At 69.8% G+C, this 22,124-nt stretch carries 23 protein-coding genes and 1 other RNA gene; 11 read left to right on the top strand and 13 right to left on the bottom strand.

Annotated features, from left to right (window positions below):
- Positions 1-164: 164 nt before the first annotated feature.
- On the bottom strand, positions 165-674 hold the full coding sequence (locus DDJ31_RS40010) for a tetratricopeptide repeat protein (RefSeq protein ID WP_127180418.1): 510 nt from the start codon (positions 672-674) through the stop codon (positions 165-167).
- A gap of 175 nt (positions 675-849) precedes the next feature.
- Between DDJ31_RS40010 and DDJ31_RS11190 the strand changes: the two genes are divergently transcribed.
- Both DDJ31_RS11190 and DDJ31_RS11195 read left to right on the top strand, forming a co-directional pair.
- Positions 850-1,119, top strand: coding sequence for a hypothetical protein (locus tag DDJ31_RS11190; RefSeq protein WP_127180417.1), 270 nt, complete (start codon positions 850-852; stop codon positions 1,117-1,119).
- Positions 1,112-1,723: a DUF6879 family protein gene (locus tag DDJ31_RS11195; RefSeq protein WP_127180416.1), complete on the top strand. Its 612-nt coding sequence runs from the start codon at positions 1,112-1,114 to the stop codon at positions 1,721-1,723. Before DDJ31_RS11190 ends, DDJ31_RS11195 begins: the two co-directional genes overlap by 8 nt.
- A 55-nt stretch (positions 1,724-1,778) precedes the next feature.
- Here DDJ31_RS11195 and DDJ31_RS11200 read toward each other — a convergent pair whose 3' ends face one another.
- Together DDJ31_RS11200 and DDJ31_RS11205 are read right to left on the bottom strand one after the other, a co-directional pair.
- The gene (locus DDJ31_RS11200; RefSeq protein ID WP_127180415.1) at positions 1,779-3,929 is read right to left on the bottom strand and encodes a tetratricopeptide repeat protein; all 2,151 of its coding nucleotides are present in this window, start codon (positions 3,927-3,929) and stop codon (positions 1,779-1,781) included.
- Positions 3,926-4,336 (bottom strand): hypothetical protein, encoded by a 411-nt coding sequence (locus DDJ31_RS11205; RefSeq protein ID WP_127180414.1) that lies wholly within the window; start codon positions 4,334-4,336, stop codon positions 3,926-3,928. Before DDJ31_RS11205 ends, DDJ31_RS11200 begins: the two co-directional genes overlap by 4 nt.
- A 228-nt stretch (positions 4,337-4,564) precedes the next feature.
- Here DDJ31_RS11205 and DDJ31_RS11210 point away from each other — a divergent pair, with 228 nt between their 5' ends.
- Complete coding sequence (locus tag DDJ31_RS11210) at positions 4,565-4,834, top strand: hypothetical protein (protein ID WP_127182856.1); 270 nt, start codon at positions 4,565-4,567, stop codon at positions 4,832-4,834.
- Positions 4,827-5,465: a DUF6879 family protein gene (locus DDJ31_RS11215; protein ID WP_127180413.1), complete on the top strand. Its 639-nt coding sequence runs from the start codon at positions 4,827-4,829 to the stop codon at positions 5,463-5,465. The genes DDJ31_RS11210 and DDJ31_RS11215 overlap by 8 nt, the downstream gene beginning before the upstream one ends.
- 43 nt (positions 5,466-5,508) lie before the next feature.
- Here the strand turns inward: DDJ31_RS11215 and DDJ31_RS11220 are convergent, their stop codons facing one another.
- From DDJ31_RS11220 to DDJ31_RS11230, 3 genes are all read right to left on the bottom strand, one after another.
- Positions 5,509-6,396, bottom strand: a complete 888-nt coding sequence (locus tag DDJ31_RS11220) for a hypothetical protein (RefSeq protein ID WP_240678241.1) — start codon at positions 6,394-6,396, stop codon at positions 5,509-5,511.
- 210 nt (positions 6,397-6,606) lie between these two features.
- Positions 6,607-6,810 carry a DUF397 domain-containing protein gene (locus DDJ31_RS11225; protein WP_127180412.1) on the bottom strand — a complete coding sequence of 68 codons (204 nt, stop codon included), beginning with the start codon at positions 6,808-6,810 and terminating at the stop codon, positions 6,607-6,609.
- Entirely contained in the window at positions 6,807-7,637 is an 831-nt protein-coding gene (locus DDJ31_RS11230; RefSeq protein WP_127180411.1) for a helix-turn-helix domain-containing protein, read from the bottom strand. The genes DDJ31_RS11225 and DDJ31_RS11230 overlap by 4 nt, the downstream gene beginning before the upstream one ends.
- A 208-nt stretch (positions 7,638-7,845) precedes the next feature.
- Between DDJ31_RS11230 and DDJ31_RS11235 the strand changes: the two genes are divergently transcribed.
- Positions 7,846-8,295 carry an ATP-binding protein gene (locus DDJ31_RS11235; protein ID WP_431028283.1) on the top strand — a complete coding sequence of 150 codons (450 nt, stop codon included), beginning with the start codon at positions 7,846-7,848 and terminating at the stop codon, positions 8,293-8,295.
- Between the two features lie 256 nt (positions 8,296-8,551).
- The gene (locus tag DDJ31_RS39055) at positions 8,552-8,680 is read left to right on the top strand and encodes a DUF6408 family protein (protein ID WP_240678240.1); all 129 of its coding nucleotides are present in this window, start codon (positions 8,552-8,554) and stop codon (positions 8,678-8,680) included.
- Positions 8,681-8,717: 37 nt separating this feature from the next.
- Here DDJ31_RS39055 and DDJ31_RS11240 read toward each other — a convergent pair whose 3' ends face one another.
- From DDJ31_RS11240 to rnpB, 4 genes are all read right to left on the bottom strand, one after another.
- Complete coding sequence (locus DDJ31_RS11240) at positions 8,718-10,853, bottom strand: DUF2075 domain-containing protein (RefSeq protein WP_127182855.1); 2,136 nt, start codon at positions 10,851-10,853, stop codon at positions 8,718-8,720.
- Between the two features lie 193 nt (positions 10,854-11,046).
- Complete coding sequence (locus tag DDJ31_RS11245) at positions 11,047-12,933, bottom strand: DUF2075 domain-containing protein (RefSeq protein ID WP_127180409.1); 1,887 nt, start codon at positions 12,931-12,933, stop codon at positions 11,047-11,049.
- 329 nt (positions 12,934-13,262) lie between these two features.
- Positions 13,263-13,484, bottom strand: a complete 222-nt coding sequence (locus tag DDJ31_RS11250; protein ID WP_127180408.1) for a hypothetical protein — start codon at positions 13,482-13,484, stop codon at positions 13,263-13,265.
- Between the two features lie 78 nt (positions 13,485-13,562).
- An RNA gene (gene rnpB, locus DDJ31_RS11255) (RNase P RNA component class A) lies at positions 13,563-13,964 on the bottom strand.
- 78 nt (positions 13,965-14,042) lie between these two features.
- Here rnpB and DDJ31_RS11260 point away from each other — a divergent pair.
- The 4 genes from DDJ31_RS11260 (at position 14,043) to eda (ending at position 17,092) form a co-directional block, all read left to right on the top strand.
- On the top strand, positions 14,043-14,804 hold the full coding sequence (locus DDJ31_RS11260) for a MerR family transcriptional regulator (protein ID WP_127180407.1): 762 nt from the start codon (positions 14,043-14,045) through the stop codon (positions 14,802-14,804).
- Positions 14,801-15,403 carry a hypothetical protein gene (locus DDJ31_RS11265; RefSeq protein ID WP_127180406.1) on the top strand — a complete coding sequence of 201 codons (603 nt, stop codon included), beginning with the start codon at positions 14,801-14,803 and terminating at the stop codon, positions 15,401-15,403. Before DDJ31_RS11260 ends, DDJ31_RS11265 begins: the two co-directional genes overlap by 4 nt.
- Before the next feature lie 100 nt (positions 15,404-15,503).
- The gene (gene yaaA, locus DDJ31_RS11270; RefSeq protein WP_127180405.1) at positions 15,504-16,286 is read left to right on the top strand and encodes a peroxide stress protein YaaA; all 783 of its coding nucleotides are present in this window, start codon (positions 15,504-15,506) and stop codon (positions 16,284-16,286) included.
- Between the two features lie 158 nt (positions 16,287-16,444).
- Positions 16,445-17,092, top strand: a complete 648-nt coding sequence (eda, locus tag DDJ31_RS11275; protein WP_127180404.1) for a bifunctional 4-hydroxy-2-oxoglutarate aldolase/2-dehydro-3-deoxy-phosphogluconate aldolase — start codon at positions 16,445-16,447, stop codon at positions 17,090-17,092.
- A gap of 148 nt (positions 17,093-17,240) precedes the next feature.
- Here the strand turns inward: eda and DDJ31_RS11280 are convergent, their stop codons facing one another.
- The 3 genes from DDJ31_RS11280 to DDJ31_RS11290 are packed head-to-tail and all read right to left on the bottom strand — an operon-like array spanning position 17,241 to position 20,221.
- Positions 17,241-18,620: a bifunctional RNase H/acid phosphatase gene (locus tag DDJ31_RS11280; RefSeq protein ID WP_127180403.1), complete on the bottom strand. Its 1,380-nt coding sequence runs from the start codon at positions 18,618-18,620 to the stop codon at positions 17,241-17,243.
- 12 nt (positions 18,621-18,632) lie between these two features.
- Positions 18,633-19,376, bottom strand: coding sequence for a zinc ribbon domain-containing protein (locus DDJ31_RS11285; protein WP_206280829.1), 744 nt, complete (start codon positions 19,374-19,376; stop codon positions 18,633-18,635).
- Positions 19,373-20,221 (bottom strand): Nif3-like dinuclear metal center hexameric protein, encoded by an 849-nt coding sequence (locus tag DDJ31_RS11290; protein ID WP_127180402.1) that lies wholly within the window; start codon positions 20,219-20,221, stop codon positions 19,373-19,375. Before DDJ31_RS11290 ends, DDJ31_RS11285 begins: the two co-directional genes overlap by 4 nt.
- Positions 20,222-20,418: 197 nt before the next feature.
- Between DDJ31_RS11290 and DDJ31_RS11295 the strand changes: the two genes are divergently transcribed.
- Positions 20,419-22,029 (top strand): hypothetical protein, encoded by a 1,611-nt coding sequence (locus tag DDJ31_RS11295; RefSeq protein WP_240678239.1) that lies wholly within the window; start codon positions 20,419-20,421, stop codon positions 22,027-22,029.
- Positions 22,030-22,124: the final 95 nt, after the last annotated feature.

The raw sequence follows: 22,124 nt of genomic DNA on the forward strand, positions 1-22,124 counted from the left end.
AACGGGCGAATGTGGGGGGTGGGGGTGAGGGGCGCCCTCGGAGGCAACCGGCGACGGCGGGCATGTGACCGGGCCGGGCAGCCGGGCGAGCCGGGCGGCTGGTCGGGCTGGTCGGGCTGGTCGGGCTGGTCGATCTGTACGCCGGATTCTGTCGCCGGGTGGGTTCAGGTTCGGGGTGGGTGCCGGTTGCCGGAGGCTAGGTCGTCCAGGAGCCGGCGGCTGGCCACCGTGAACGGGTGTCCGGGACCCAGGGCGCGTTCCCTCCTGGCGACCACGTCGGTCATCAGCTCGACGGCCGCGTCCGGGTGGCCCAGGGCGGCGCGGGTGCGGGCGAGGAGTTGCTGGGCGGAGAGGGCGATCGGGTAGTCGGGGCCGAAGCGTAGTCGGGTCCGCCGGGCGCGGCGGCCTCGGCGCCGTGATGATGGTGCTCGCTGATGTGCTGGTCGCCAGAGGCCTGGTAGACGCGGCCGCGATCCTCGGCGCGGCCGTCCATCCCGCCGGTCATCGCCGAGCGCTGTGCTGGTTCCGGCCCGCCGGACAGGTCCGCGCGTGGCCGCGCGCGTGCGCGACCGATGCGACTCCCGCGCTCCGTGCGAGCAAGGCTGCTCCCGAGTCCACCGCGCCCCCCGGTCTCGACATTCTTGATCTTTCGAACTATCTGCCGAATCAGTCATGCGCGGTGTTATTTTACGTCATTCCGCTTCGCGTTCCCATGACACCGCGCCCCTGCTTCCACACGGACAACAATGGACCATCCCCGCCCCTTTCGGGAAGCCCATTTCCGGCACGACGGGACCGCTCCGGGCGCTACAGTGGTCGAAAAACGCGGACCGACGGAAGGAGTTGACCATGGCCAGGCCTTGGGAAGCAGATCCGACCACGACCTTCAGTAGGCGCCTGGGAAAATCACCGCAGGAATTAGGGAACACCACCGATAATCCCGACTGCCCGGACATCTGGGAACTCGACAACGGGGACATCGTCGTCATCGGCCGGGATCTCACCGAGTCCCTGGGCGGAAAGCTGCCCGCCGGGGTCACCGTCGGAGCGGACGAACGGCTCGTCGTCATCCCGAGGAACATGCTGATCGCGGCGAAACCGGACATCCCGAATGTTTGATTCCTTCTACCATGGCGTGTCCGAATACCTGGACCGTCCCGCCTACCACGAGGATTTCCGCCGGGTCCACGCGAGCGGAATCCGCAACCTGAACAAGCTCGAACGCGGACAGAACTTCAAGGAACGCGGCTTCGCCAGCTGGGAGGCGTTCGCCGCAGGCGAATGGGACCGGGCACTCTCGCTGATCGAGGAGAAACGCGAGATCTACACCCAGCAATTCCGCGACGCGGCCCGACTGAACGTCCTGGAACGCCGCCTCCGCGTGATCGAGTTCCCGGTGACTCCGTACGTGCAGTGGGAGATGCACGTCCTGCGCCTACGCGTGGAACTGGGCGATCACATCAAGGTGCTCGACGCCCGGGACATCCTGGACATCGAGCGGCGGAACCCCGTTCCCGAGGTGGTGATCCTCGGGAACGCCGCCCTGTACGAGGTGCTCTACGACGACGACGGCAACGCCATGGGCGCCAACCGCTTCACGGACCGAGCCCTGATCCGTGAGACATCGGCCGGCTTCGACACGCTGTACGCGCGCGCGGACGCCTTCCACGACTTCTTCGACCGGGAAATCGCTCCGCTCGCTCCACCGACGGTCGCCCACTGAGCGACGGATCGGAGGGCCGGCGGCCGGCGCGCCGTGATCTGTCGCCGGATGGCGTTCAGGCTCCCGGTGGGCGCCAGTTGCCGGAGGCGAGGTCGTCCAGGAGCCGACGGCCCGCCACCGTGAACGGGTGGCCGGGACCCAGGGCGCGTTCCCTCCTGGCGACCACCTCGGTCATCAGCTCGACGGCCGCGTCCGTATGGCCCAGGGCGGCACGGGTGCGGGCGGAGAGCTGGCGGGCCGCGAGCACGATCGGGTACTCGGGGCCGAAGCGCCGTACGTACGCCTCGGCGACCCGTCGAATCTCCTCGTCGGCCTCCTCGAAGCGTCCCAGGAGGTACAGCGCCCAGGCGTGGTTGTGAGCGACGCCGATGGCCACCGTGTGGTCGGGGCCGAGGAGACGGGCGCACTCCGCAGGCAGGGAGAGCAGCGCACCGCCCTCCTCGGTGGCCACTTCGGCGGCGGGCAGCGCCTCCAACAGGCTGGCGCGGGCCCGCAGGGTCAGGGGATGTTCCGGCCCCAGCGCCGAGCGCCGGCCGGCGACGGTGTCCCGGAGCAGCGTGATCGACTCCTGTCGTCTGCCGAGGTTCGCCAGGACGAGCTGAAGCCCGTACGAACTGTCCAGGAAGTCGGGGTCATCGACCCCGAACAAGCGCTCCTGCACCGTACGGACAGCGCGGAGCGCGACCTCGGCCTCCGGGTATCTGCCCAGTCGGAACAGCGCGCGCCCCTCCCTGGAGCGAGCGGCCAGGACCATGCGGTCGTCCGCGCCGAGAAGGCGCTGCCCGAGGTCCGCCGCGGTGCGCGCGGTTTCCCAGGCCGAGAGGTAGTCGCCGGTCCGGTGCAGGGCGACCGCCAGCCTCGTCGCCACTGCCAGCGCGTCGCGGGCGGCCGAGGGCTCACCGATGTGCTTCAGGAGTGCCAGCGCGTGGGGTACCGACAGGCGCAGTCGCGGATCGTACGGTCCCGCGTCGGGTACGTCGGGCAGGGCCGCGTCGAGCAGCCGGACGGCTGCCGTGTCGAGGGCGGGTACCAGGTCCGCCGGGGTCGCGGCGGAGACGCTGTCGAGCAGGACACCGTGACTCTGCACGCAGCGCACACCGGCGGCCTCGACCAGCTCGGTCAGCGACTGGTCGAGGAGGGCCCTGAGCGCTGTCTCCGTACGGGACCGAGGCAGAACGACGCCGATGCCGGCGTGGTTCAGCAGGTTCAGAGGCAGAGGTTCGGCGGCGAACCGAGCCAGCAGTCTGAGCAGCGCGGCCGCTTCGGGCAGTCCGCGCGCCTCGAAGGCGTCGAGAGTCAGCTGCCAGGTGAGGCCGACCGTTCGCCGGGGGTCCGCGTCGGACAGCGCGTCGGCACCTCGGTCGATCAGTTGGACCCGCTCGTCCCCGTCCAGCCGGTCCCCGTAGGAGTCCATCGTCCAGGGGTCGAGCACCTGGTGAGAGAGGAAGCCGCCTGCCAGGGTGAGGGCGAGGGGCAGCCGGCCGAGCCGGTCAGCGACGCGGGCCGCCTGCTCCGTCGTCCCACAGTTCGGGGCGAGGTCGCGCAGCACGAGGGCGGCGTCCTCTCTCGGCAGGACGCCGATGTGCTGGAGTTCGGCGCCCGGCCACCAGTGGGCCGCCGCCCGGCGTGTGGTCACCAGGACGGTGCCGCGCGGACTGGTGCGCAGCCAACTCCCGTCCCGCAGGATCTCCGGATCATCGGTGTTGTCCAGAACCAGCAGCCACGGTTCGGCGGACCGGTCGAGGTACCGCCAGACGAGATCGGCGGCCGGCCTCAGGCCGTTGCGCGCGGCCAGCAACTCGGCGTCGTCCGCTCCTCGGTCGGCTGCGACGGCGAGCATGCCGGCCCGTAGGCTCGCCCGGTCTGCGGCGTTGACCCACAGGCCAACCCGCCCTTCGGCGGCGGTGACTTCCTCGAAGAGGGCACAAGCCACCGCGGTCTTGCCCGCACCGCCCATGCCGTACAGCACGAAAACCTCGCCCACGCGGTCGGCTCCGACACTCGCCCGCAGGCGTTCCATGACTTCGCCCCGGTCGCGCAGCACGACGGGAAGCCGCCCGACCGCCGGGCGGCGTACGGAGTCGGGACCGCCGGGCGCGACACCGTCCCAGCCGTAGTGGTGGTGTTGCTCGTTGATGTGCTGGTCTCCCGACGCCTGGTAGACGCGCCCGCCGTCCTCGGCGCGACCGTCCATTCCGCCCTTCATCGCTCTGCGATGTGCTGGTCTCGGCCCGCCTGGTAGATCCGGGCCCGACCGGACGCGGTGGCCCGCTGGGTGAGCTGCTGGGCGGCCGCCCCCTCGGGATCGAGTTCGGTGAGCAGTGCGCGCAGTCCCGCGGCGGCTTCGGGATGAGCGAGGAGCAGCCGTCTCATCAGTCCCTGCCACTGAGCCTGCAGTTCGGCCAGCGTTTCCCGGTCGTCCGCCGCCGCGGCGGCGAGCGCGTCTGCTCGGCATGTCTCCAACTCGGCGGCCACCGTGTCAGCCCGCTCCGGTTGCGCCCGGCGCCAGAGCCGTGTGAGCCCGTCGCGCGTGCGGTGCCACGCGTCGGTTGCCACCAAAGTGACCACAGTGGTCCCCGCGCTCTGGGCGAGCGAGGTCAGTTCCGGGTCCACAACCATCACTCCATTCGCATTGCTTCCGGCAGCACGAGAGAGAAAGTCGCACTTGTCAGGCATTGGCATGATTCTCTTTCTCAATCAATATCATTCCACGCTCGATCAGCACGGGACAAGGAGGAGTCAATCCACGCCATAGCCCTTTCGGTCCGCATCGAAACGTGTACGGACACACTCAATACGCGCTACAGTAAATGACCTCGACCGATCGAGGGGGCGATGGAAGTGGCCAGGCCGTGGGAAGCCGATCCGAACACGAGCTTCAAGCAGCGTTTAGGCAAGTCACCCCAGGAACTCGGAAACACGACCGGAAGCCCTGACTGCCCAGAAATCTGGGAACTCACCAACGGCGACATCGCAGTCATAGGCAGGGATCTCACCCAGTCACTGGGCAGGAACCTCCCGGACGGAGTCTCGATCGGGTCGGACGAACGCCTCGTGGTCATCCCCAGGAACATGCTCGTCGCGGCGAAACAGGACATCCCCAGTGTTTGACTCCTTCCTCAGTGGCGCGTCCGAGCGCATGGACCGCCCCTCGTACCACGCCGACTTCGGCAGGACCTACGCCAGTGGCATCGGCTTCCTGAACAAGGTGGAGCGCGGACAGCACTTCCAGGAGCGAGGCTTCGGGAGCTGGGAGGCGTTCGCCGCGGGCGACTGGGAAAGGGCCTTGGCGCTCGCCGCGGAGGGGCGCGAGGACTACGCGCGGGAACTCCGCAAGGCGAAAAGCCTCGGAATCCCGCACCGCAGGATCCGCATCGTCGAATTCCCGATCACACCGTATGTGCAGTGGGAGTTCTTCGTGCTGCGCGTACGCGTCGACCTGGGTGAAGAAATCAAAGTACTCAACACTCGCGACATCGCAGACATTGAGAAAGACCACCCGGTCCCAGAAGTGGTCGTCCTCGGCGAAAAGGCCCTGTACGAGGTCGTTTACGACGACGACGGAAACGCGGACGGCGCCAAGCGTTACAGCGACACGTCACTCATCCGGGAGACCAACCTCGGATTCGACGTGCTCTATGGGCGCGGAGAAGGTTTCCACGATTTCTTCGAGCGAGAGATCGTTCACCTGGCCCCGCCTCGGGTCACTGCCACCAAGACAGGTTCAGCCGGCTCGCGTTGACGGCACGGCTGGGTACGGGACGCGCTTCCCGCTCCTGTACGGCTCACGGATTCCTACCGCGGCGGATCAGTCCAGCCACAGGCCCCGCGCGCTTGACCGGAGCGACACCCTGGTCCTGCCCCTCCTCCTGTCGCGGGACAGATGCTCCTTCGCCCTCTACGACTTCGCCCACCACGAAGCCGTGCGCCGGCCTCGCCAGCTCCAGGCCGGCGAGGTGCTTCTTCAGCCGCTTGGCCATGGGGAGGTAGGTCGCGAAGGTGAGCCCACCGGAGACGGCGGCCCCGACGATGGGGATGGCCTTCGAGACGCTCTTCGCGAAGGACTGCTTCGTCATCTCGACGCCGAGGTAGCCCGCGATCTTCTTCACTATGGGATAGACGACCCCTTGAGTGAGCGCCTTCTGAGGAAGCTTCTTGGCGACCTGCTCCGAGATCTGGGCCGCCACCTTACCCACAGCACCGTTTGCCGAGCTGACACCGAACATCACGCCGAAGAACAACGTGAGCACGTTCATGGTGGCGTCGTCGACGTCATCGCCGCCTTCCGAGAACAGCTCGGGCCAGCTGTAGAGGTAGGCGAGCTTCTGCGAGATCCGGAGCATGTGGCCGACGTACTGAGCGAGGTCCGCGGGAAGGGTCGCGGGGAGCGCGATGGCGCCCGGCACCCCGGCCGCCGCGGAGAGCGCGCTGACCTTGGCGGTCTCGTAGCGGATCGAGTCATTGGCCGCCCTGTCCAGAAGGTCGACCGGAATACCCGCGGCTGCCGGGGTCTCCTCGATGGCTATGCGGAGCTGGTCCGCGGAGCAGTGCCGTGCCAGCGCCTTCTTCAGGTACGTCTCCCTGTCGATACGCACACCGGGAAGTCTGGCCGCACCCACCAGCAGAACGGAGAAGCGCGACTCGGGGCTCTCGCTCACTTTGCCCTGATTCATAGGAGGAACTTACAGCAGCTCTGTCCTCCTGCGACCCGGTTTCATCTGCTCGGTTCGGGTCGTCTCATACGGTTGGCGGCAGGCAGAGCAGGGATGCAACACGCCTTCCGCGCGGCCGAGTTGGCTGCTCGTCCAGCACTCTTCCGCCGCGAGCGAGGCAGGAGCATACGGGCCCCTGCCAAGCAGACGCCTGCCGAAGCCCCTGCGCTCTCAGACGGCCGCGAACTGGAGGAACGTGTTCCACGCCGCGGGGTGCACGGCCAGCGCGGTACGGGTGGTGTCCTTTGAGTCGCGGACGTGCACGCCGCCGGGGTGGGTCGCGATCTCTACGCATTCGCCGCCGTTCCCAGCGCTGTAAGTGCTCTTGAACCAGGTCAGTCCATCCAGGCCGAGCCCAGGCTCTTCCCCACTCATCTCTCTCCCAACAGCTTCTCGATCAACCCACGTGACTCTGCCGGAGTGTATGCCTGCGCACGCAAAGTCCCGTACGTACGTTCAAGTTCCCGGACCTTCTGACGCTCCGCGTGCACACGGCTGTCGCCCTGAACCTCCGTGTAGGCGATCCTGCGACCATCCTTCATCTCCATCAAGTTGAACGGACCGGCCAACCCCGCGTGTTCCTGACGGGAGAGCGGCATTACCTGGATCTCCACGTTCCGCCGCTCCTCGATGAGCAGGATCTGCTCCAACTGGCCCCGCCATACCGCCATGCCACCGAGCGGACGCCGAAGTACGGCTTCCTCGATGACAAAGCTCAGGTGTGGAGCGGGTCGTCGGTCGAAGATCTCCTGTCGTGCCAGTCGGGCAACCAGCCGCTGCTCGATGACCTCTGCATCCAACTGCGGTCGCCACATGGCGAACACCGCTCGCGCGTAGTCTTCAGCCTGCAAGAGCCCTGGCACCGCTTGAGTGGCGTACACGTGCAGCACAACCGCCTCGGCTTCCAGTCTGGCCGCATCTCGAAAGAACGCCGGATACTGAGCCCGAGCCACCTCCTCCTTGCTCGCGCTCAACACGCCACCGGCTCCCAGCACCTCATCCGCCTGGTCGATGAACTTCGGCGGCGGAATACGTCTGGCCTGCTCGAACGACGCGATGGTCGACGCCGAGTACCCGGTCAGCGACCCGAGCCTCGCTCGGTCCAAGCCCGCCCGCTCCCGGAACAGCTTCAACTGTCGGCCGAACACGCGCAGCATGCCCGTCCCGAGTTCGTACTCCGGCTGCTGAACATCGTCGTCCATGCTGCAGCTCCTCCCGTACGACCGGATTCAGTTCGGCCAACGCACGATCTGAATTCCGGTCACGCCCAACATCACGTACAAGCACGTCGCCGCGGTGTACAGCCCGCACCCGTCAGCGCATCGCTCCTGGTCACGCTACTAAGCGTCCGCGACCGTTGACCGCATGAGTTCAGCAACTCCCCCGAACGGGCATATGCCTCAGCACCTCGTGACTGAGCACGAGTTCGCCATGCGCTTCACCTCGACTCCGCGCGGTGCCCGGCTCGCCCGCCGGCTGGTCTCACACCGTCTGAACGACTGGGGCTACCCCTACACGACCGCAGCCAACGAGGCGCTCACCCTCATCACGGCCGAACTCGCCTCCAATGCCGTACGCCACGGCAACGTCCCCGGACGGGACTTCCACGTACGACTCACCCTGGCAGAGGTCACGTTCCGCATCGAGGTGACTGACACCCGGACCGAGCGACAGCCACCAACCACTCCCCCGTTCGCGGACTCCGCATCCGAGTCCGGCCGCGGTCTGCTTCTCGTGTCCGCCCTGGCGGACGACTGGGGCGTCGTCCCTCGCAGGAACGCACCGGGCAAGACCGTGTGGGCGGAGCTGCGCGTACCGGCGTCGGTGAGTCCGTGCTCCTCCGGACCGCGGCGTTCATGATCGAGCTCGGACCGGTCCCCTCCCTTTAACTCCATCCCGTAGCAGAGAAGTTGACCTCATCCGGGTGCCCCGAGCCATGCGCTAAGGTGATGATTCGCTGCGCACCTTCCCGGAGGGTACGAGGCGGAACCACGGTCCAGTCCGCTGGTCGTGGGCGAAGAATGGTGAATCCACCACGTGGACCTCGCTCAGGTGAGGGCGGATGCCCGGTAGGGCGATCCCTGCCATTCCGAACTCACTACCTGGAGTGGCCCTGATGGAACCGGTCGAGTACAAGCCTGCGCGTCGTTCCTGGATCCGCGAGATCCTGGTCGGCGCCGCCGCCGGAGTCGTCTCCAACCTCGTGTTGGAGGCGCTGGCGGCGGCAGCGCACCTGCTCGTCTGAGGCAGGTATGTGGCGGGCCCGGCGAGCCCGCTACTCCTCAGAAGAGGGGCCTCTGCTCGGCCTGTGCCTGGTTCTGCTGCTTCTTCTTCCGATTGCGGGAACGCTTGTGCTTTCCCTTCGGGCGGGGCCGGTGAGGAACCCTGGCAATGGGAGGCAGGTTCTCCCAGGTGGGCCGCAGCCCGTGGATCTGCACATCACCGATGAGCTTCTTCAGGTACTCCTGCGTCTCCTCGTCCGTGGAGTAGAGCACGGTCGCACGGCTCGCCCTCGTCATGAGCACGTGGTAGGCGTGCCGGACGCACCGCTCGAAGTCGTCCTCACTCAGCTTCTTTCCCCTCAGCCTCGGGTCGAAGGAGCCGGGCACCGCGACCCGCTTGGCCCCTGACGCGGGGTCCTTGCGCGCCTTGCCTCGCCTGAAGACCCATCGGTCGCCACGGCGCACCATGTCCTCGCCCATGATCACTCCGCACCAGTCCCACTCAAGCCCTTGAGCGGTGTAGACGCAGCCGATCTGATCGATTCCGGCCGGGTCCACCGACCAGATCTTCGAGGGAGGCACCGTCCCGTTCTCGCACCAACTCGCGCTGTCGGCGTTCCACGGCTGGTGCCAGTCACCGATACGGACGTCCGCCTCCAGCTGCCGGCCCTTCCCCTTGCCCTGCGGTTTGGACCAGGGCCAGCAGAAGCCGGCGACCATGCGCGCCGAGGCGCCGGCCTCGGATTCCGTCCTGATGATCCGCTGCAGTTCCTCCGGGCTGTCGGCGACCTCCACGTGCATGAGCCCGTCGGGGGTCCACGCCCTCGGTCCGTCTCCTGTCAGCCCCAGAAGATCCCGCACCCAGCGCACATACCCGTCGCTCCCTCCGCAGCGGTACTGGTCGGTGAGCTCATGGCGGGCCGGCAGGAGGCCGCGGGCCTTGGCCGCGTTCTCGATCATGTCGACGGTGCCCACTTCGTTCGGACGTACCGTCTGGCTTCCGTCGAGGAAGAACACGGTGAGACGCGAGGCGTCCAGCAACTCGTCGACCTGGGGTTTCGTTCCCTGCCGCTCGGCAGGCAGGTAGCGGTTGGTGGTGCGGTCCCTCAGACGGTGGGCTTCATCGCAGATGAGGACATCGAGGGGTGGTTCAGGCGGTGTGACGAAGTTGCTGAAATAGGTGAAGCTCTCTTTGAACTCCTTGTCGCCGTAGCCGACGTATTCCTGCAGTGCCCCGTTGAAGGCTCGGCTGCCGCTCGCGTATTTGACCGTGCGTCCGGCGGCCTCGAACTCGGCCTTGAGTTCAAGTCCGACAGCGCTCTTCCCCGTGCCCGCCCCGCCGGTGATGATGAACACCGCACGTCGGTCGTCCGCGAGAAGGCCCGGCTGAGCCGGGTCGTCGAGAACGAGCGACGCCCTGTCCAGCACGTCCCGCGCGACCTCCTTCTGCTTGCCGCGCAGCGCGAAGACCGTGTCCTCGCCTCGCGAATCGATCATCGCGTCAAGGAGCGGTGTGTTGCGGAGGTTCATGCCTCTCAGCAGGAGCTCGGCCGCCGAATCGCCGCCTTCCCGCGCGAAATGCCCGCGCAGGTCGGCGAGGAGTCTGTCGCGACGGTCCTTGGTGTACGTACGCGCGTAGGGGCCCATGGGCGCGTTGACGGCGAGCAGAGGCCGCACGGATTCCTCCGTGGCATTGTGAAGATAGGTGAAGCCGCCGCATTCGATGACCTGTCCGGCCAGCGGTCCCTTGTCACCTGTGAAGAGCTGGTAGCACTCGCCCAGTTGCAGAGCGGGGTGCTGTTTCGGTTCGCTGATTCCCGGAACATGGACCAGCTCCGCGGTGGCCGCTTCGACCGCGGTGACCGTGGACCACCTCTTCAGCTCAACGAGCTGGAACGACGGCCGCGACGTCTCGGGGTGCTGGCCGGCGAGCACCACATCGATCAGGCGCTGATCGCTGGGATCCTTGGCTTCGTCGGCAGTCGCGGCGCATTCGACGATCATCTCCACGTTGCCACGGTCTGCCGCGATGAGGTCTTTGGCGAGTTCGACCAGACTCTCCGCCCAGGCGGCTCTTTCGGAGAGTGAGGCATCGGTTTTGCGGAAGTGCTTCCACCTCGCCGCGAGATGAGGCACCATCCGGCGCCTCGAATTCAGAGTGAGCAGATCCTGCGCGGACAGCCTCAGCAGGAGCATGGACACGAACGGTTCCCCCAGGGCACGAGTGACTCGTGCGGGTGGGGGCGTGTCCCCGCGCAGGGGAAGCCCGTCGGGCCGCAATGGGCACAGGCGATCTTAGGGACTGCCGCAGCTCACTCGAAATCGGCCTGCCAACTCGTCACGTGTCCGGAGAAAATTGGCGGAAAAGCTACGGGTTTCGGCCGGTCTCTCACGCCCTGACAGGAACACTCCGTCCGCTGCCCGACAGGTCCCGTAGTTTCTCCTGGGTCTCCGAGTCCGTGGAGTAGACGATCGTGCCCACCATGCCCCGGGTCAGGAGCACCTTGTACGTGTTGCGGATCAGGCGGTCCACGTCGGCGTCCGGCGTCGAGCGCTTGAACACCGGGTCCTTCGAGGCCGTACGGTCCGTCACCCAACGGTCGCCGCGCCACACCAGATCGGGCCCGAGGATCACGCCGGACCAGTCGTACTCGAAGCCCTGGGCGGTGTAGACGCAGCCGACCTGTCCGAAGCCCGCCGGGTCGGTGGCCCACAGGGCGGCTGGAGGCGCGCCGGAGACGGAGCGGTCACCGCGCAGGTTCCAGGGGCGGACCCAGTCGCCGATGACGATGTCGAGCGGGAGCGGGTCACCGGGTTTCGGTTCAGGGGACCAGCGCCAGCAGTAGCCGGCGGACATACGGGCGCCATAGCCCTGCGTCCGACGCGCTTCCAGGAAGGATTCCATCTCCTGCGGGCTGTCGGCGACCAGCAACTGCATGCGTCCGTCGGGTTCCCAACCGACCGGGCCACCCGGCTCGAGCCCGAGGAGACGGACCACCCACCGCAGATAGGCATCGCTGCCTCCACAACGGAACTGGCCGTCCAGCGGAACGACGGTGCAGGGGATGTCCCTCTTCCCGGCGGCCGCCTCGATCTCGGCCACCGTTCCCATCTCACCGGGGCGGACGACCTGGTGCTCGTCGAGAAAGAAGACCGGCACGTGGGCGACGTCGATGAGCTCGTCGATCTGGGCCCTGCCCGTGCGGTGCGCCGCACGCGTGTACCGGTTGGCCGACGTCTCCCGGATACGGTGCGCCTCGTCGCAGATCAAGGCGCCCAAACTGTTCTTCTCAGCCGTCATGAAGCTGTTGAAGTACTTGAACAATTCGTGGACTTCACGCTTGCGGACCCCGGCGACCTTCCTCATCGTCCTCGTGAAGGACTGCGAGCCGGTGGCGTGCAGCGCCGGAATCCCCCGCCGGTACAGCTCGCCGAGAAGCTGAAGAGCGATGACGCTCTTGCCGGTACCGGGGCCGCCCGTGACGATGACGACCTCCTTGCGATCCCCGCGCTTCGCCTTCTCCACGGCGTTGAGCACCATGCGGTAGGCGACCTGTTGCTCATCGAGGAGAACGAACTGCGTGCGGTCGCGGACTTCCTCGGCGGCCACCGCCATGAGCTGCCTCGACGGCACCGTGACGCCGGAGAGGAGTTCGTCCGCGGCCCCGGCTCCTGGGCGGCTGTCACTCAGTCTCGTACGGAGGTGGTGGAGGAAGGCACCGCGGCGCTGCTCCGTGAAGAGCAGTCCGTGGCCGTCACGCTCGATCTCCCGGAGCCCGGTGACGTCGCTCTCGGTGGCGTTGTGCAGGTATGCCACGCCGGCCACCCGGTGAGCGTGTTCGGCCACGGCTCCGTTGAAGTTGACGAGGTACTCGCAGTACCGGCGGACCTGCTCGACGGGGTTGAGGACTGGGTGGGCGTAGACATCGACATGGCAGAGGGTGGGGTCGTCCTCGTGCGGCAGCGCCCGGCTCCACTGCTTCAGTTCCACCACGACGTACGAGGGTTCGCCCGTGACCGGGTGCACACCGGCGAGGACGGCGTCCGCACGCTTGCTGTTCAGCGGGAGCGAGTACTCCAGCATGACCTCGACGTCGCCGAGGCCGGCGTCGTTGAGCGCGGCGGCCAGAACGGGGATGCTGCGTTCCCAGGATCGCGTTTCCGAGGTGCCTGGCCGATAGCCGTGCGTGTGGATGAACCGGTCTGTGAGGTGCAGGAACAGCGAACCGTCGAGTGCCATGACGGCGACCGTTTTCGCGGACGCGCGGAACAGCAAGGACTTCCCCCAGGCAGCACGAAAGGACTCGTGCGGGTGGGGGCATGTCCTTCGGAACCCCACCGGGGTGGAGCGGAAGCCCGTCGGGCCGCGTTGACGATGCGTTTGAGGGTACCTGGCGGTGTCGGGGCTCGTCTCGGCGGTCGGAGGAGCAGCAGACGCGACATACGGCGAACCAGTGCTCCTGCCCGGAGTGCCCGTCCGGCGTGGCTTTCCGAGCGAGGCGAAGGGGCCGCCGTCCTCGATGGTTCGTGACCTCTGCGCGGGCACCAGGCCACTTTCCGCATCAGTCGGATCACCAGCGGCGACCAACTCATCGATGTCGCTCGTCAGTGCGTCCCGGATGTCGGGGCCGAGTCGTGCCCACCCGAAGAAGCGAGCAGCTTCCCGTGGCAGGTCTTCGCGACGCGATCACGAACCATCGGGCCTGCTCTCCCGATGCCGAACGCCAGACGGACCCGGGTGTAGCTCAGGCGGCCACAGACGTCACTACGGACGACCACCGTGGGGTCGCTTTCGATCCCGGTGGCCTCGGCCTCGGTGAACGTCACGCCGACATCTCCGGCGGAGTTCGACTTCCCCGCGCGGCCCGGTGAACCGGCCGGAGGTCCGGTTCAGCCCTGTGGAGGCAGACGAGTCGGGCTGTACGCCGGATTTTGTCGCCGGGCGGCCTCGCGGCCGGCCGGGAGACGGCCATCCATCTAGGGCCGGCGTTGCCGCCGGTCTCGTGCGGTCTACCCGCGGACTCGGGCGGGCAGCCCTCGAACGTCCGCGCAGAGCGCGTTTCACGGCGCTCCTTTTGACCTTGCTCCAGGTGGGGTTTACCTAGCTGCCCAGGTCACCCTGGGCACTGGTGGTCTCTTACACCACCGTTTCACCCTTACCCGGCGCCTGAGCGCCGGGCGGTCTGTTTTCTGTGGCACTGTCCCGCGGGTCACCCCGGGTGGCCGTTAGCCACCACCTTGCCCTGTGGAGTCCGGACGTTCCTCGGGAAGCCCCTGGGGGCTCCACGCGGCCGTCCGCCCGGCTCGTCTGCCGTATCGACCATGGTACCGGGCGGCCGGGGCCACGCTTGACCCTGCCGCGGCGTCAACGTTTCTACTGGTCGTATGCGGATCGGAGAACTCGCCGCCACCGTCGGGGTCACCCCCAGGACCGTGCGGCACTACCACCACGAGGGCCTGCTGCCCGAGCCCGTCCGGCTGGCCAACGGGTACCGGGACTACACCCTGCAGCACGCCGTCGTGCTGGCCAGGATCAAGCGGCTGACCGAGCTGGGGCTCGGCCTCGCCGAGGTGCGGGACGTCCTCGCCGACGACGCCGGGCGCGACCTCGTCGAGGTGCTCGAGGAGCTGGACCAGGACCTGGCCCGGCAGGAGGACGCGATCCGGGAGCGCCGGGCCCGGCTGCGGACCCTGCTGGAGACGGAGGGCGAGCTGCCCGCCGACGCGCCCCTCTCGCCCGAGCTGGCGGCGCTGTTCGCCCGTACCGTCCCGCCCGCCGGGTCGCCCACCGCCGCCCGCGACCGCGAGATGCTCGCGCTGATCGACACCGGCGCGGCGCCCGAGGAGCGGCGGCGGCTGCTCGCGACCCTGGCCACCGTCGTGACCTCGCCCGATGCGATGGCGCTGGCCCACGAGGCGTACGCGCTGCTCGACTCGCTCGCCGGCGTCGACCCCGACGACCCCCGCGTGGACGAGGCGGCCCACCGGCTCGTCGCCTGCGTACCCCGTGAACTGCGCGCGGACGCCGCCGCCATCGACCTCGACGAGGAGAGCGGCTTCCTGCGCGCCCTCTACGCGGACGTCGATCCCGCCCAGGGCGAGGCGTTCCGCCGGGCGCTGCGCATCCTCGCGGAGCGCGCGGCATGAGGGCCGTGCGTGCCGTCCTGCGGCACCAGGCGCGGCTGTTCGGGAGCCTTCCGCCGTGGGTGCGGGCGCGCCAACCCGCCTCCGGTGGCGTCGAGTTCGGCTATGCGAAGGGGCAGGGGCCGATGCTGTTCGGGTTCGCCTTCGCCGGGCTCGTCGAGACGGTCACGATGGCCGTGCTGCTGCGCCACCACCCCGTCGCCCACCTGGTGATGCTCGTACTCGACGTATACGGCGTCCTGTTCGTCGTCGCGCTGCACGCGGCCTCCGTGGTACGGCCGCACCTCCTGGACGGCGGGACCCTGCGCGTCCGGCGGGCCGCCCAGCCCGAACTGCCCGTCCCGCTCGCCGACATCGCCTCCGTACGACAGGAGTTGCGCGCCACCCACACCAGGGCGGACGGCGAACTCGACCTCGTCGTCGGCGCGCAGACCTCCGTCACCCTCGAACTGGTCCACCCTGTCCCCTATTTCACCTCCCTCGGACGGCGCCAGGAAGTCCGGCTGGTCCGCTTCCACGCCGACGACGCCGGCGCCGTCGTCCGCGCGGTCGAGCGGGCCAGGGGCGCGCTCTCGCCCCTCCCCTCCGATCCGGTCGGGTGAGGCGCGGCGGCCGGTGGGCGGCAGGGGCGTGCGGTGGACCGCGGGGCGGGGCGCGGTACGCCGTACGCTGGCGCAGAGCTCGAACCGAAGGAGATCCTCCGTGCTTGTCCTGCTGCCGCCGTCCGAAGGCAAGGCACCGTCCGGCCGCGGTACCCCGCTGAAGCCGGAGTCGCTGTCGCTGCCGGGGCTCGCCGCCGCCCGTGAGGCCGTGCTCGGCGAGCTGGTCGAGCTGTGCGCGGGCGACGAGGAGAAGGCGATGGAGGTCCTGGGGCTGAGCGAGGGCCTGCGCGGCGAGGTCGCCAAGAACGCCGACCTGCGCACCGCCGGGGCGCGGCCGGCCGGCGAGATCTACACGGGCGTCCTCTACGACGCGCTCGGCCTCGCCTCCCTCGACACCGCGGCGAAGCAGCGGGCCGCGCGGTCGCTGCTGGTCTTCTCGGGGCTGTGGGGCGCGGTCCGGGTCACCGACCGCATCCCCTCCTACCGCTGCTCGATGGGCGTCAGGCTGCCGGGGCTGGGGGCGCTCGGCGGGTTCTGGCGGGCGCCGATGGCGGACGTGCTGCCCGCGGCGGTCGGCGACGGGCTGCTCCTCGACCTGCGGTCAGCCGCGTACGCCACCGCCTGGAAGCCGAAGGGCGAGCTCGCGGAGCGCACGGCGAGCGTACGGGTGCTGCACGCGCCGACCCGGAAGGTGGTCAGCCACTTCAACAAGGCGACCAAGGGGCGGATCGTGCGGAGCCTGCTGACGACGGGGACCGCGCCCACGGGCCCCGCGGAGCTGGTGGAGGCGCTGCGCGACCTCGGCCACGAGGTGGAAGCCCAGGCTCCGGAACGGTCCGGTCGACCCTGGGCGCTGGACGTCCTGGTGTCCGAGATCCACTGACGCCCCCACGGTCCCCCACGGTCCACGCCCCACGTCCCAGCTCCCACGCCTCACCCTTCACCTCCCACGCCCCACCTCCCGCGCCTAGAATCCGTCGCGCATTGCAGCATGCGCAACACCCTTTGCGCACCCTGCATCGCGTCGGCAGGATGGCGGCCATGGTCACTCCCATATCCCCCGCCCCCTCCGTCCTGGGGCTCGCGCCCGTCATGCCCGTCGTCGTGATCGACGACGCCGCCGACGCCGTGCCGCTCGCGCGGGCCCTGGTCGCGGGTGGGCTGCCCGCGATCGAGGTGACCCTGCGCACGCCCGCCGCGCCGGCCGCGATCCGGGCCATCGCCGACGCGGTGCCTGACGCGGTCGTCGGAGCCGGGACGGTGATCACGCCCGCGCAAGTGACCGAGGCCGTCGGCGCAGGGGCCCGGTTCCTGGTCAGCCCCGGCTGGACGGACACGCTCCTCGACGCGATGCGGGCGTCCGGGGTGCCGTTCCTGCCGGGGGTGTCGACCACCTCGGAGGTGGTGGCGCTGCTGGAGCGCGGGGTGCGGGAGATGAAGTTCTTCCCGGCGCAGGCCGCAGGCGGTACCGCGTATCTGCGGTCGCTGGCCGGGCCGCTCCCGCAGGCGCGCTTCTGCCCGACCGGCGGCATCGGCGCCGCGAACGCTCCGGAGTACCTTGCGCTGCCCAACGTCGGCTGTGTGGGCGGCACGTGGATGCTGCCCGCGGACGCGGTGGCGTCCGGCGACTGGCAACGGATCGAGAGCCTGGCCCGCGAGGCGTCGGCGCTCGGCCGACAGAACGGCTGAGCGGCAGGACGGCAGAACGGCAGAACGGCAGAACGGCAGAACGGCTACACGGCTACACGGCTACACGGCTGAGACGTACGACAGTTGGACACCGCGTCCGAGCAACGCCCGCCCTGGAACGGCGCGTTGCCAGGCCACGCCCGGTCGGTCAGCGCAGGTGCGAGGTGTCGTTGAAGAGGCGGACACTCGCGTTGCCGTCGGCGTAGTAGGCGACCGTGGACAGCGACGCGGCCGACAGTTCCATGCGGAACAGGGCCTCGGGCGGGGCGCCGAGGGCCAGTCGGATCAGCGTCTTGACGGGCGTGACATGGGTGACGAGCAGGACCGTGCGGCCCGCGTACGCGGCGACCAACCGGTCCCTGGCGGCGGCGATCCGCACCGCCGCCGTCTCGAAGCTCTCCCCGCCGCCGGTCGGTTCGACCGCGGGGTCGGCGAGCCAGGCGTTCAGGTCCTCGGGGTGCCGTTCGCGGACCTCGCCGAAGGTGAGGCCCTCCCAGGCACCGAAGTCGGTCTCGCGCAGACCGTCGTCGACGTGTACGTCGAGGCCGAGGCGGGCGGCGACGATCCCGGCCGTCTCCCTGGTCCTGGCCAGCGGTGACGCCACGACCGCCTGCACGGTCCCGCGTCGCGCCAGCGCCTCCGCGACCCGGCGGGCCTGCTCCCGTCCGACGTCGGAGAGCGACGGGTCGCTCCCGCCGCTCCCGGAGAATCGCTTCTGCGGAGTGAGCGGGGTCTCGCCGTGCCGCAGCAGTACGAGCGTGGCGGGCGCTCCCAGGTCTGCGGGGGCCCAGCCGGGAGCGGCGACGGCCCGCGCGGCCCGCCGATCAGCACCGGCCCTGCCACCGGAATCGGCCCCACCGGACACCCCAGCCGACGATGAATCCGAGGTCGGGGGTGAGGTCGAGGGCGAGGTCGAGTTCGGGTTCGCGGTCGAGTTCGGGTTCGGGGTCGCGGCTGACGCCTTGGTCGAAGCCGCCGTCGTCGCTGAAGCCGCCGTCGTCTCCGAATCCGCCGCGCCCGCCGTATCGGAAGCCCCCGCCGTATCGGAAGCACTCGCCCTATCGGAAGCCCCCGCCGCGTCCACCGGCCTCGCCGCGTCCACCGCTCCCGCCGCGTCCACCGCCCCCGCCGCGTCCATCGCCTCGTTCGCCAAGCGGTCCGCGTGCTTGTTTCGCTCGCGGGGGATCCACTCGTACGTCACCCGGTCCGCCGGGAACACCCGGGACGCCTCCAGGGCCAGCGGCTTCATGTCGGGGTGTTTGATCTTCCAGCGGCCCGACATCTGCTCCACGACGAGCTTGGAGTCCATCCGGACGTGCACGGTGGCGGTCGGGTCGAGGGAATGGGCGGTGCGCAGGCCCGCCAGGAGTCCCCGGTACTCGGCGACGTTGTTCGTGGCGACGCCGATCGACTCGTTCGCCTCCGCCACCGTCTCCCCCGTGGCCGCGTCGATCACCACGGCGCCGTAGCCGGCGGGCCCCGGGTTGCCCCGTGATCCGCCGTCCGCCTCGACGATGAACTCCCGCACGGCGTACGCCCCTTACAGGCCGGACTCGGAGGTGCGGACCAGGATGCGACGGCAGTTCTCGCAGCGCACGACGGTGTCGGGCGCGGCCGCGCGGATCTCGTTGATGTCGGTGATCGCCAGCTCCTGGCGGCAGCCCTGGCAGGTCCGCTGGTAGAGCTTGGCCGCGCCGATGCCGCCCTGCTGCCCGCGCAGCTTGTCGTACAGCTTCAGCAGGTCGTCCGGGATGGTGGCGGAGACGACCTCGCGCTCCTTGGTCGCGGTCGCCACCTCGCCGTCGATGCCCTCGAAGGCGGCGTCGCGGCGGGCCGTCGCGTCGTCGATCTTGCCCTGGACGGCGCCGACCCGCTCGGTCAGCTCGGCCACCCGCTCCTGCGCGGACTCACGGCGCTCCATGACCTCCAGGACGACGTCCTCCAGGTCGCCCTGGCGCTTGGCGAGGGAGGTGATCTCGCGCTGGAGGTTCTCCAGGTCCTTGGGCGAGGTGACCGCCCCGGTGTCCAGGCGCTTCTGGTCGCGGGCGGCGCGCTGGCGCACCTGGTCCACGTCCTGTTCGGCCTTGGTCTGCTCGCGGGAGCAGTCGCTCTCCTCGGTCTGCGCGGCGACCAGGAGGTCCCGCAGCTGCGTGTGGTCCTTGGTCAGCGACTCGATCTCGGCGTGCTCGGGCAGCGACCGGCGCCGGTGCGCGAGCTGCTGGAGGCGGACGTCGAGGGCCTGGACGTCGAGAAGGCGGATCTGGTCGGCGGGCGCGGCGTTCAGTTGGGGGCTCCAGGTGAAGGGGAGTGGCTGGTCCAGGGGTCGGTGACCGTCCGCGAGACGTGGACCCGCAGGTCCCAGCCGTGGCGGTCGGAGATCTCGTCGAGCTGGGTCGCCGCCAGCTCGCACCAGGGCCACTCGGTGGCCCAGTGCGCCGCGTCGAGCAGCGCGAGAGGTCGGTGGGCGCGGTCCGCGAGGAACTCGGACGCCGGGTGGTGGCGCAGGTCGGCGGTGAGGAAGGCGTCGACGCCCGCCGCGCGGACGTGGTCGAAGAGGCTGTCGCCCGAGCCGCCGCTGACGGCGACGGTGCGGACGGTCGCCTCGGCGTCGCCCGCGACCCGGATGCCGTGCGCGGTGGCGGGCAGCCGGGCGGCGGCGCGCGCGGCCAGCTCGGCGACGGTGACGGGGTGGTCGAGCTCGCAGACGCGGCCCAGGCCGCGGCGGCCCTCCGGGTCGGTCGGGTCCGGCACCAGGGGGCGCACGACGCGCAGTCCGAGGGCGCCGGCCAGCGCGTCCGAGACGCCGGGGTCGGCGGTGTCCGCGTTGGTGTGGGCGACGTGCAGGGCGATGTCGTGCTTGATCAGGGTGTGCACGACGCGGCCCTTGAAGGTGTGGGCCGCGACCGTCGTCGTCCCGCGCAGATAGAGCGGGTGGTGGGTGATCAGCAGGTCGGCGCCGAGCTTCACGGCCTCGTCGACGATCTCCTGGACCGGGTCGACGGCGAACAGGACCCGGGAGACCTCCTGGTCGGGGTCGCCCGCGACCGTGCCGACCGCGTCCCAGGACTCGGCCCGCTCGGCGGGCCACAGGTTCTCCAGCGCGGCGATGACTTCAGACAGACGGGGCACGGGAAAAGGCTACCTGCCTGATCCGCGCGGCTGAACCGGTGCGGGGGGCCGGGTCCGGCCGGAGGCGCCGGTCAGCACACACGCCTCCGGTACCTCTGGCGAATCGTTCCTGTGCCACCCGTATGTGTGAAGGTCGGCTCGGGGTTCCCCCGCCCGTGCGTGCGAAAACTAGCTTCGTGGCCGGAGGTGACCAGACGATGACAGCCTGTGCGATCGAGTCCGGAACGACCCGGGAGAGCGGCTCCGCGCCCGGGGACGGTTCTGGGGCGGAGGGCGGTTCTGGGGCGGGAAGCGGTTCCGGGGCGGAGGGCGGTTCCGCGGCGGGAGGTGGCTCTGCGACGGTGGGCGGTTCCGGGGCGGGGAGCGGCTCTGCGACGGTGGGCGGCTCTCCGTCGGCCGACCGCGCGAGCGGCGCGGACAGCGCCTCCACCGCCGACGGCGCCATCACCTCGGGCCGCCCCACTCCCATCCCCGCCACCACCCCCACTCCCATCCCCGCCGCCGCCCCGTCGTCATGCGTCATCACCGCTGACGGCGCCTACGCCGCCCGTCTCGCCCCGCACGGCGACTGCTGGTTCCCCGAGCGCTGGACGCTGGACGGCCCGGAGCCGTACGCCGTGCCGCTGCCCGGCAACCAGCCCGAGGAGCCCGGCACCGAGGTGCAGCCGATGCGCGACGGCAGGGTGCTGATCCGCCGCCCGACCGCGGGACGCCACGTCTTCTCGCTGCTGTATCCGACCGGGCCCGCCACCGGCGAGCTGCTGATCGGCGCCGTCGAGTGCCCGGACGGCGGCGCCCGGCTGCGGCTGCTGCCGCCCGCGCCCTGCGGTGAGAAGGCGTACGCCCTCGCCGTCGGCCGCCGGTCGAGCACGGTGTGGCTGGTGGCGGGCGGCGCCTTCGGCCCCGAGCACCTGGCGGAGATCCCGGGCCGCTGCTCGGGCGGCGTCTGGCTCGACCGCGTCGGGCGGCTGCTCGCCCTCGACCGCGAGGTCGGCGGGCGGACCAAGACGGTGGTGGTGGACCTGGAGCGAGGCGGCGAGGTGACGCCCCTCCTCCAGATCTCCGCCGAGAGCGACGACCGGCTGCTGCTGGCCGACCCGGACAGCGGGCTGCTGCTGATCCGCTCCGACGCACCCTCCCCCGGCGAACGGCGTTTGGGCTGGGGGGTGTTGGGCAGCACCCTGCCGGTGCGGTTCCCGGAGAGCCTGCGGCTGCCGGACTGCGCGCTGACGCCGTTCGCGATCCAGCCGGGTCAGGTACTGACGCCGGAGAGCTGCGCGGTGGCGGTAAGGGTGGCGGGACCGATGGGCGACTGGGTCGGGGTCTGGCGGCCCGACCGACGGCAGATCCACCATTTCCCGGCCCCTGCGGGGTGGTTGGCGGGCACGGGACTGTGGTCGAGGGACGGCGTGCTCCAACTGCCCTACACGACGGGCGAGATGCCCTGCGGGGTGGCCCGGGTGACGGCACCGTGGACCCCGGCGGAGACGTCAGGAGCCACGGAAGCCACGACGGCAACGACGACGACGGCGACGAGCGCCACGGGAGCGACGGGAGCGACGGGAGCGACAAGCATCACGGTAGCCACGTGCACCACAGGCACCACGTGCATCACAGGCACCACACGCACCACAGGAGTCCCCTCCCCCGCCGAAGCGTCGGACACCCCCGCAGCCTCAGACGCCACCGGAGCCCCGGCCACACCAGCTCCCCCGATCCCCACGATCCCTGCGGCCCCCGCGCCCCCCATCACCCCGCGTCCCGTCCCCCTGCGGGAAGCCCCGTTGGGACGGCTTGTAACGAAATAGTGCCGGTCGGCGCGGGCGGCTGGATACGACGGGTGGGCGGCCGGTTAAAATCGCTCGGCTGTGAGAAAAAGATCATGTTTACGGGGTGAATTCTT

Source organism: Streptomyces griseoviridis, assembly GCF_005222485.1.
Taxonomy (GTDB): domain Bacteria; phylum Actinomycetota; class Actinomycetes; order Streptomycetales; family Streptomycetaceae; genus Streptomyces; species Streptomyces hintoniae.

What these genes read in the sequence shown, in the direction of transcription:
- DDJ31_RS40010 (WP_127180418.1), bottom strand. Translation starts at nt 674, where the DNA reads ATGACTGATTCGGCAGATAGTTCGAAAGATCAAGAATGTCGAGACCGG.
- DDJ31_RS11190 (WP_127180417.1), top strand. Translation starts at nt 850, where the DNA reads ATGGCCAGGCCTTGGGAAGCAGATCCGACCACGACCTTCAGTAGGCGC.
- DDJ31_RS11195 (WP_127180416.1), top strand. Translation starts at nt 1,112, where the DNA reads ATGTTTGATTCCTTCTACCATGGCGTGTCCGAATACCTGGACCGTCCC.
- DDJ31_RS11200 (WP_127180415.1), bottom strand. Translation starts at nt 3,929, where the DNA reads ATGAAGGGCGGAATGGACGGTCGCGCCGAGGACGGCGGGCGCGTCTAC.
- DDJ31_RS11220 (WP_240678241.1), bottom strand. Translation starts at nt 6,396, where the DNA reads ATGAATCAGGGCAAAGTGAGCGAGAGCCCCGAGTCGCGCTTCTCCGTT.
- DDJ31_RS11225 (WP_127180412.1), bottom strand. Translation starts at nt 6,810, where the DNA reads ATGAGTGGGGAAGAGCCTGGGCTCGGCCTGGATGGACTGACCTGGTTC.
- DDJ31_RS11230 (WP_127180411.1), bottom strand. Translation starts at nt 7,637, where the DNA reads ATGGACGACGATGTTCAGCAGCCGGAGTACGAACTCGGGACGGGCATG.
- DDJ31_RS39055 (WP_240678240.1), top strand. Translation starts at nt 8,552, where the DNA reads ATGGAACCGGTCGAGTACAAGCCTGCGCGTCGTTCCTGGATCCGCGAG.
- DDJ31_RS11240 (WP_127182855.1), bottom strand. Translation starts at nt 10,853, where the DNA reads ATGCTCCTGCTGAGGCTGTCCGCGCAGGATCTGCTCACTCTGAATTCG.
- DDJ31_RS11260 (WP_127180407.1), top strand. Translation starts at nt 14,043, where the DNA reads ATGCGGATCGGAGAACTCGCCGCCACCGTCGGGGTCACCCCCAGGACC.
- DDJ31_RS11265 (WP_127180406.1), top strand. Translation starts at nt 14,801, where the DNA reads ATGAGGGCCGTGCGTGCCGTCCTGCGGCACCAGGCGCGGCTGTTCGGG.
- eda (WP_127180404.1), top strand. Translation starts at nt 16,445, where the DNA reads ATGGTCACTCCCATATCCCCCGCCCCCTCCGTCCTGGGGCTCGCGCCC.
- DDJ31_RS11295 (WP_240678239.1), top strand. Translation starts at nt 20,419, where the DNA reads ATGACAGCCTGTGCGATCGAGTCCGGAACGACCCGGGAGAGCGGCTCC.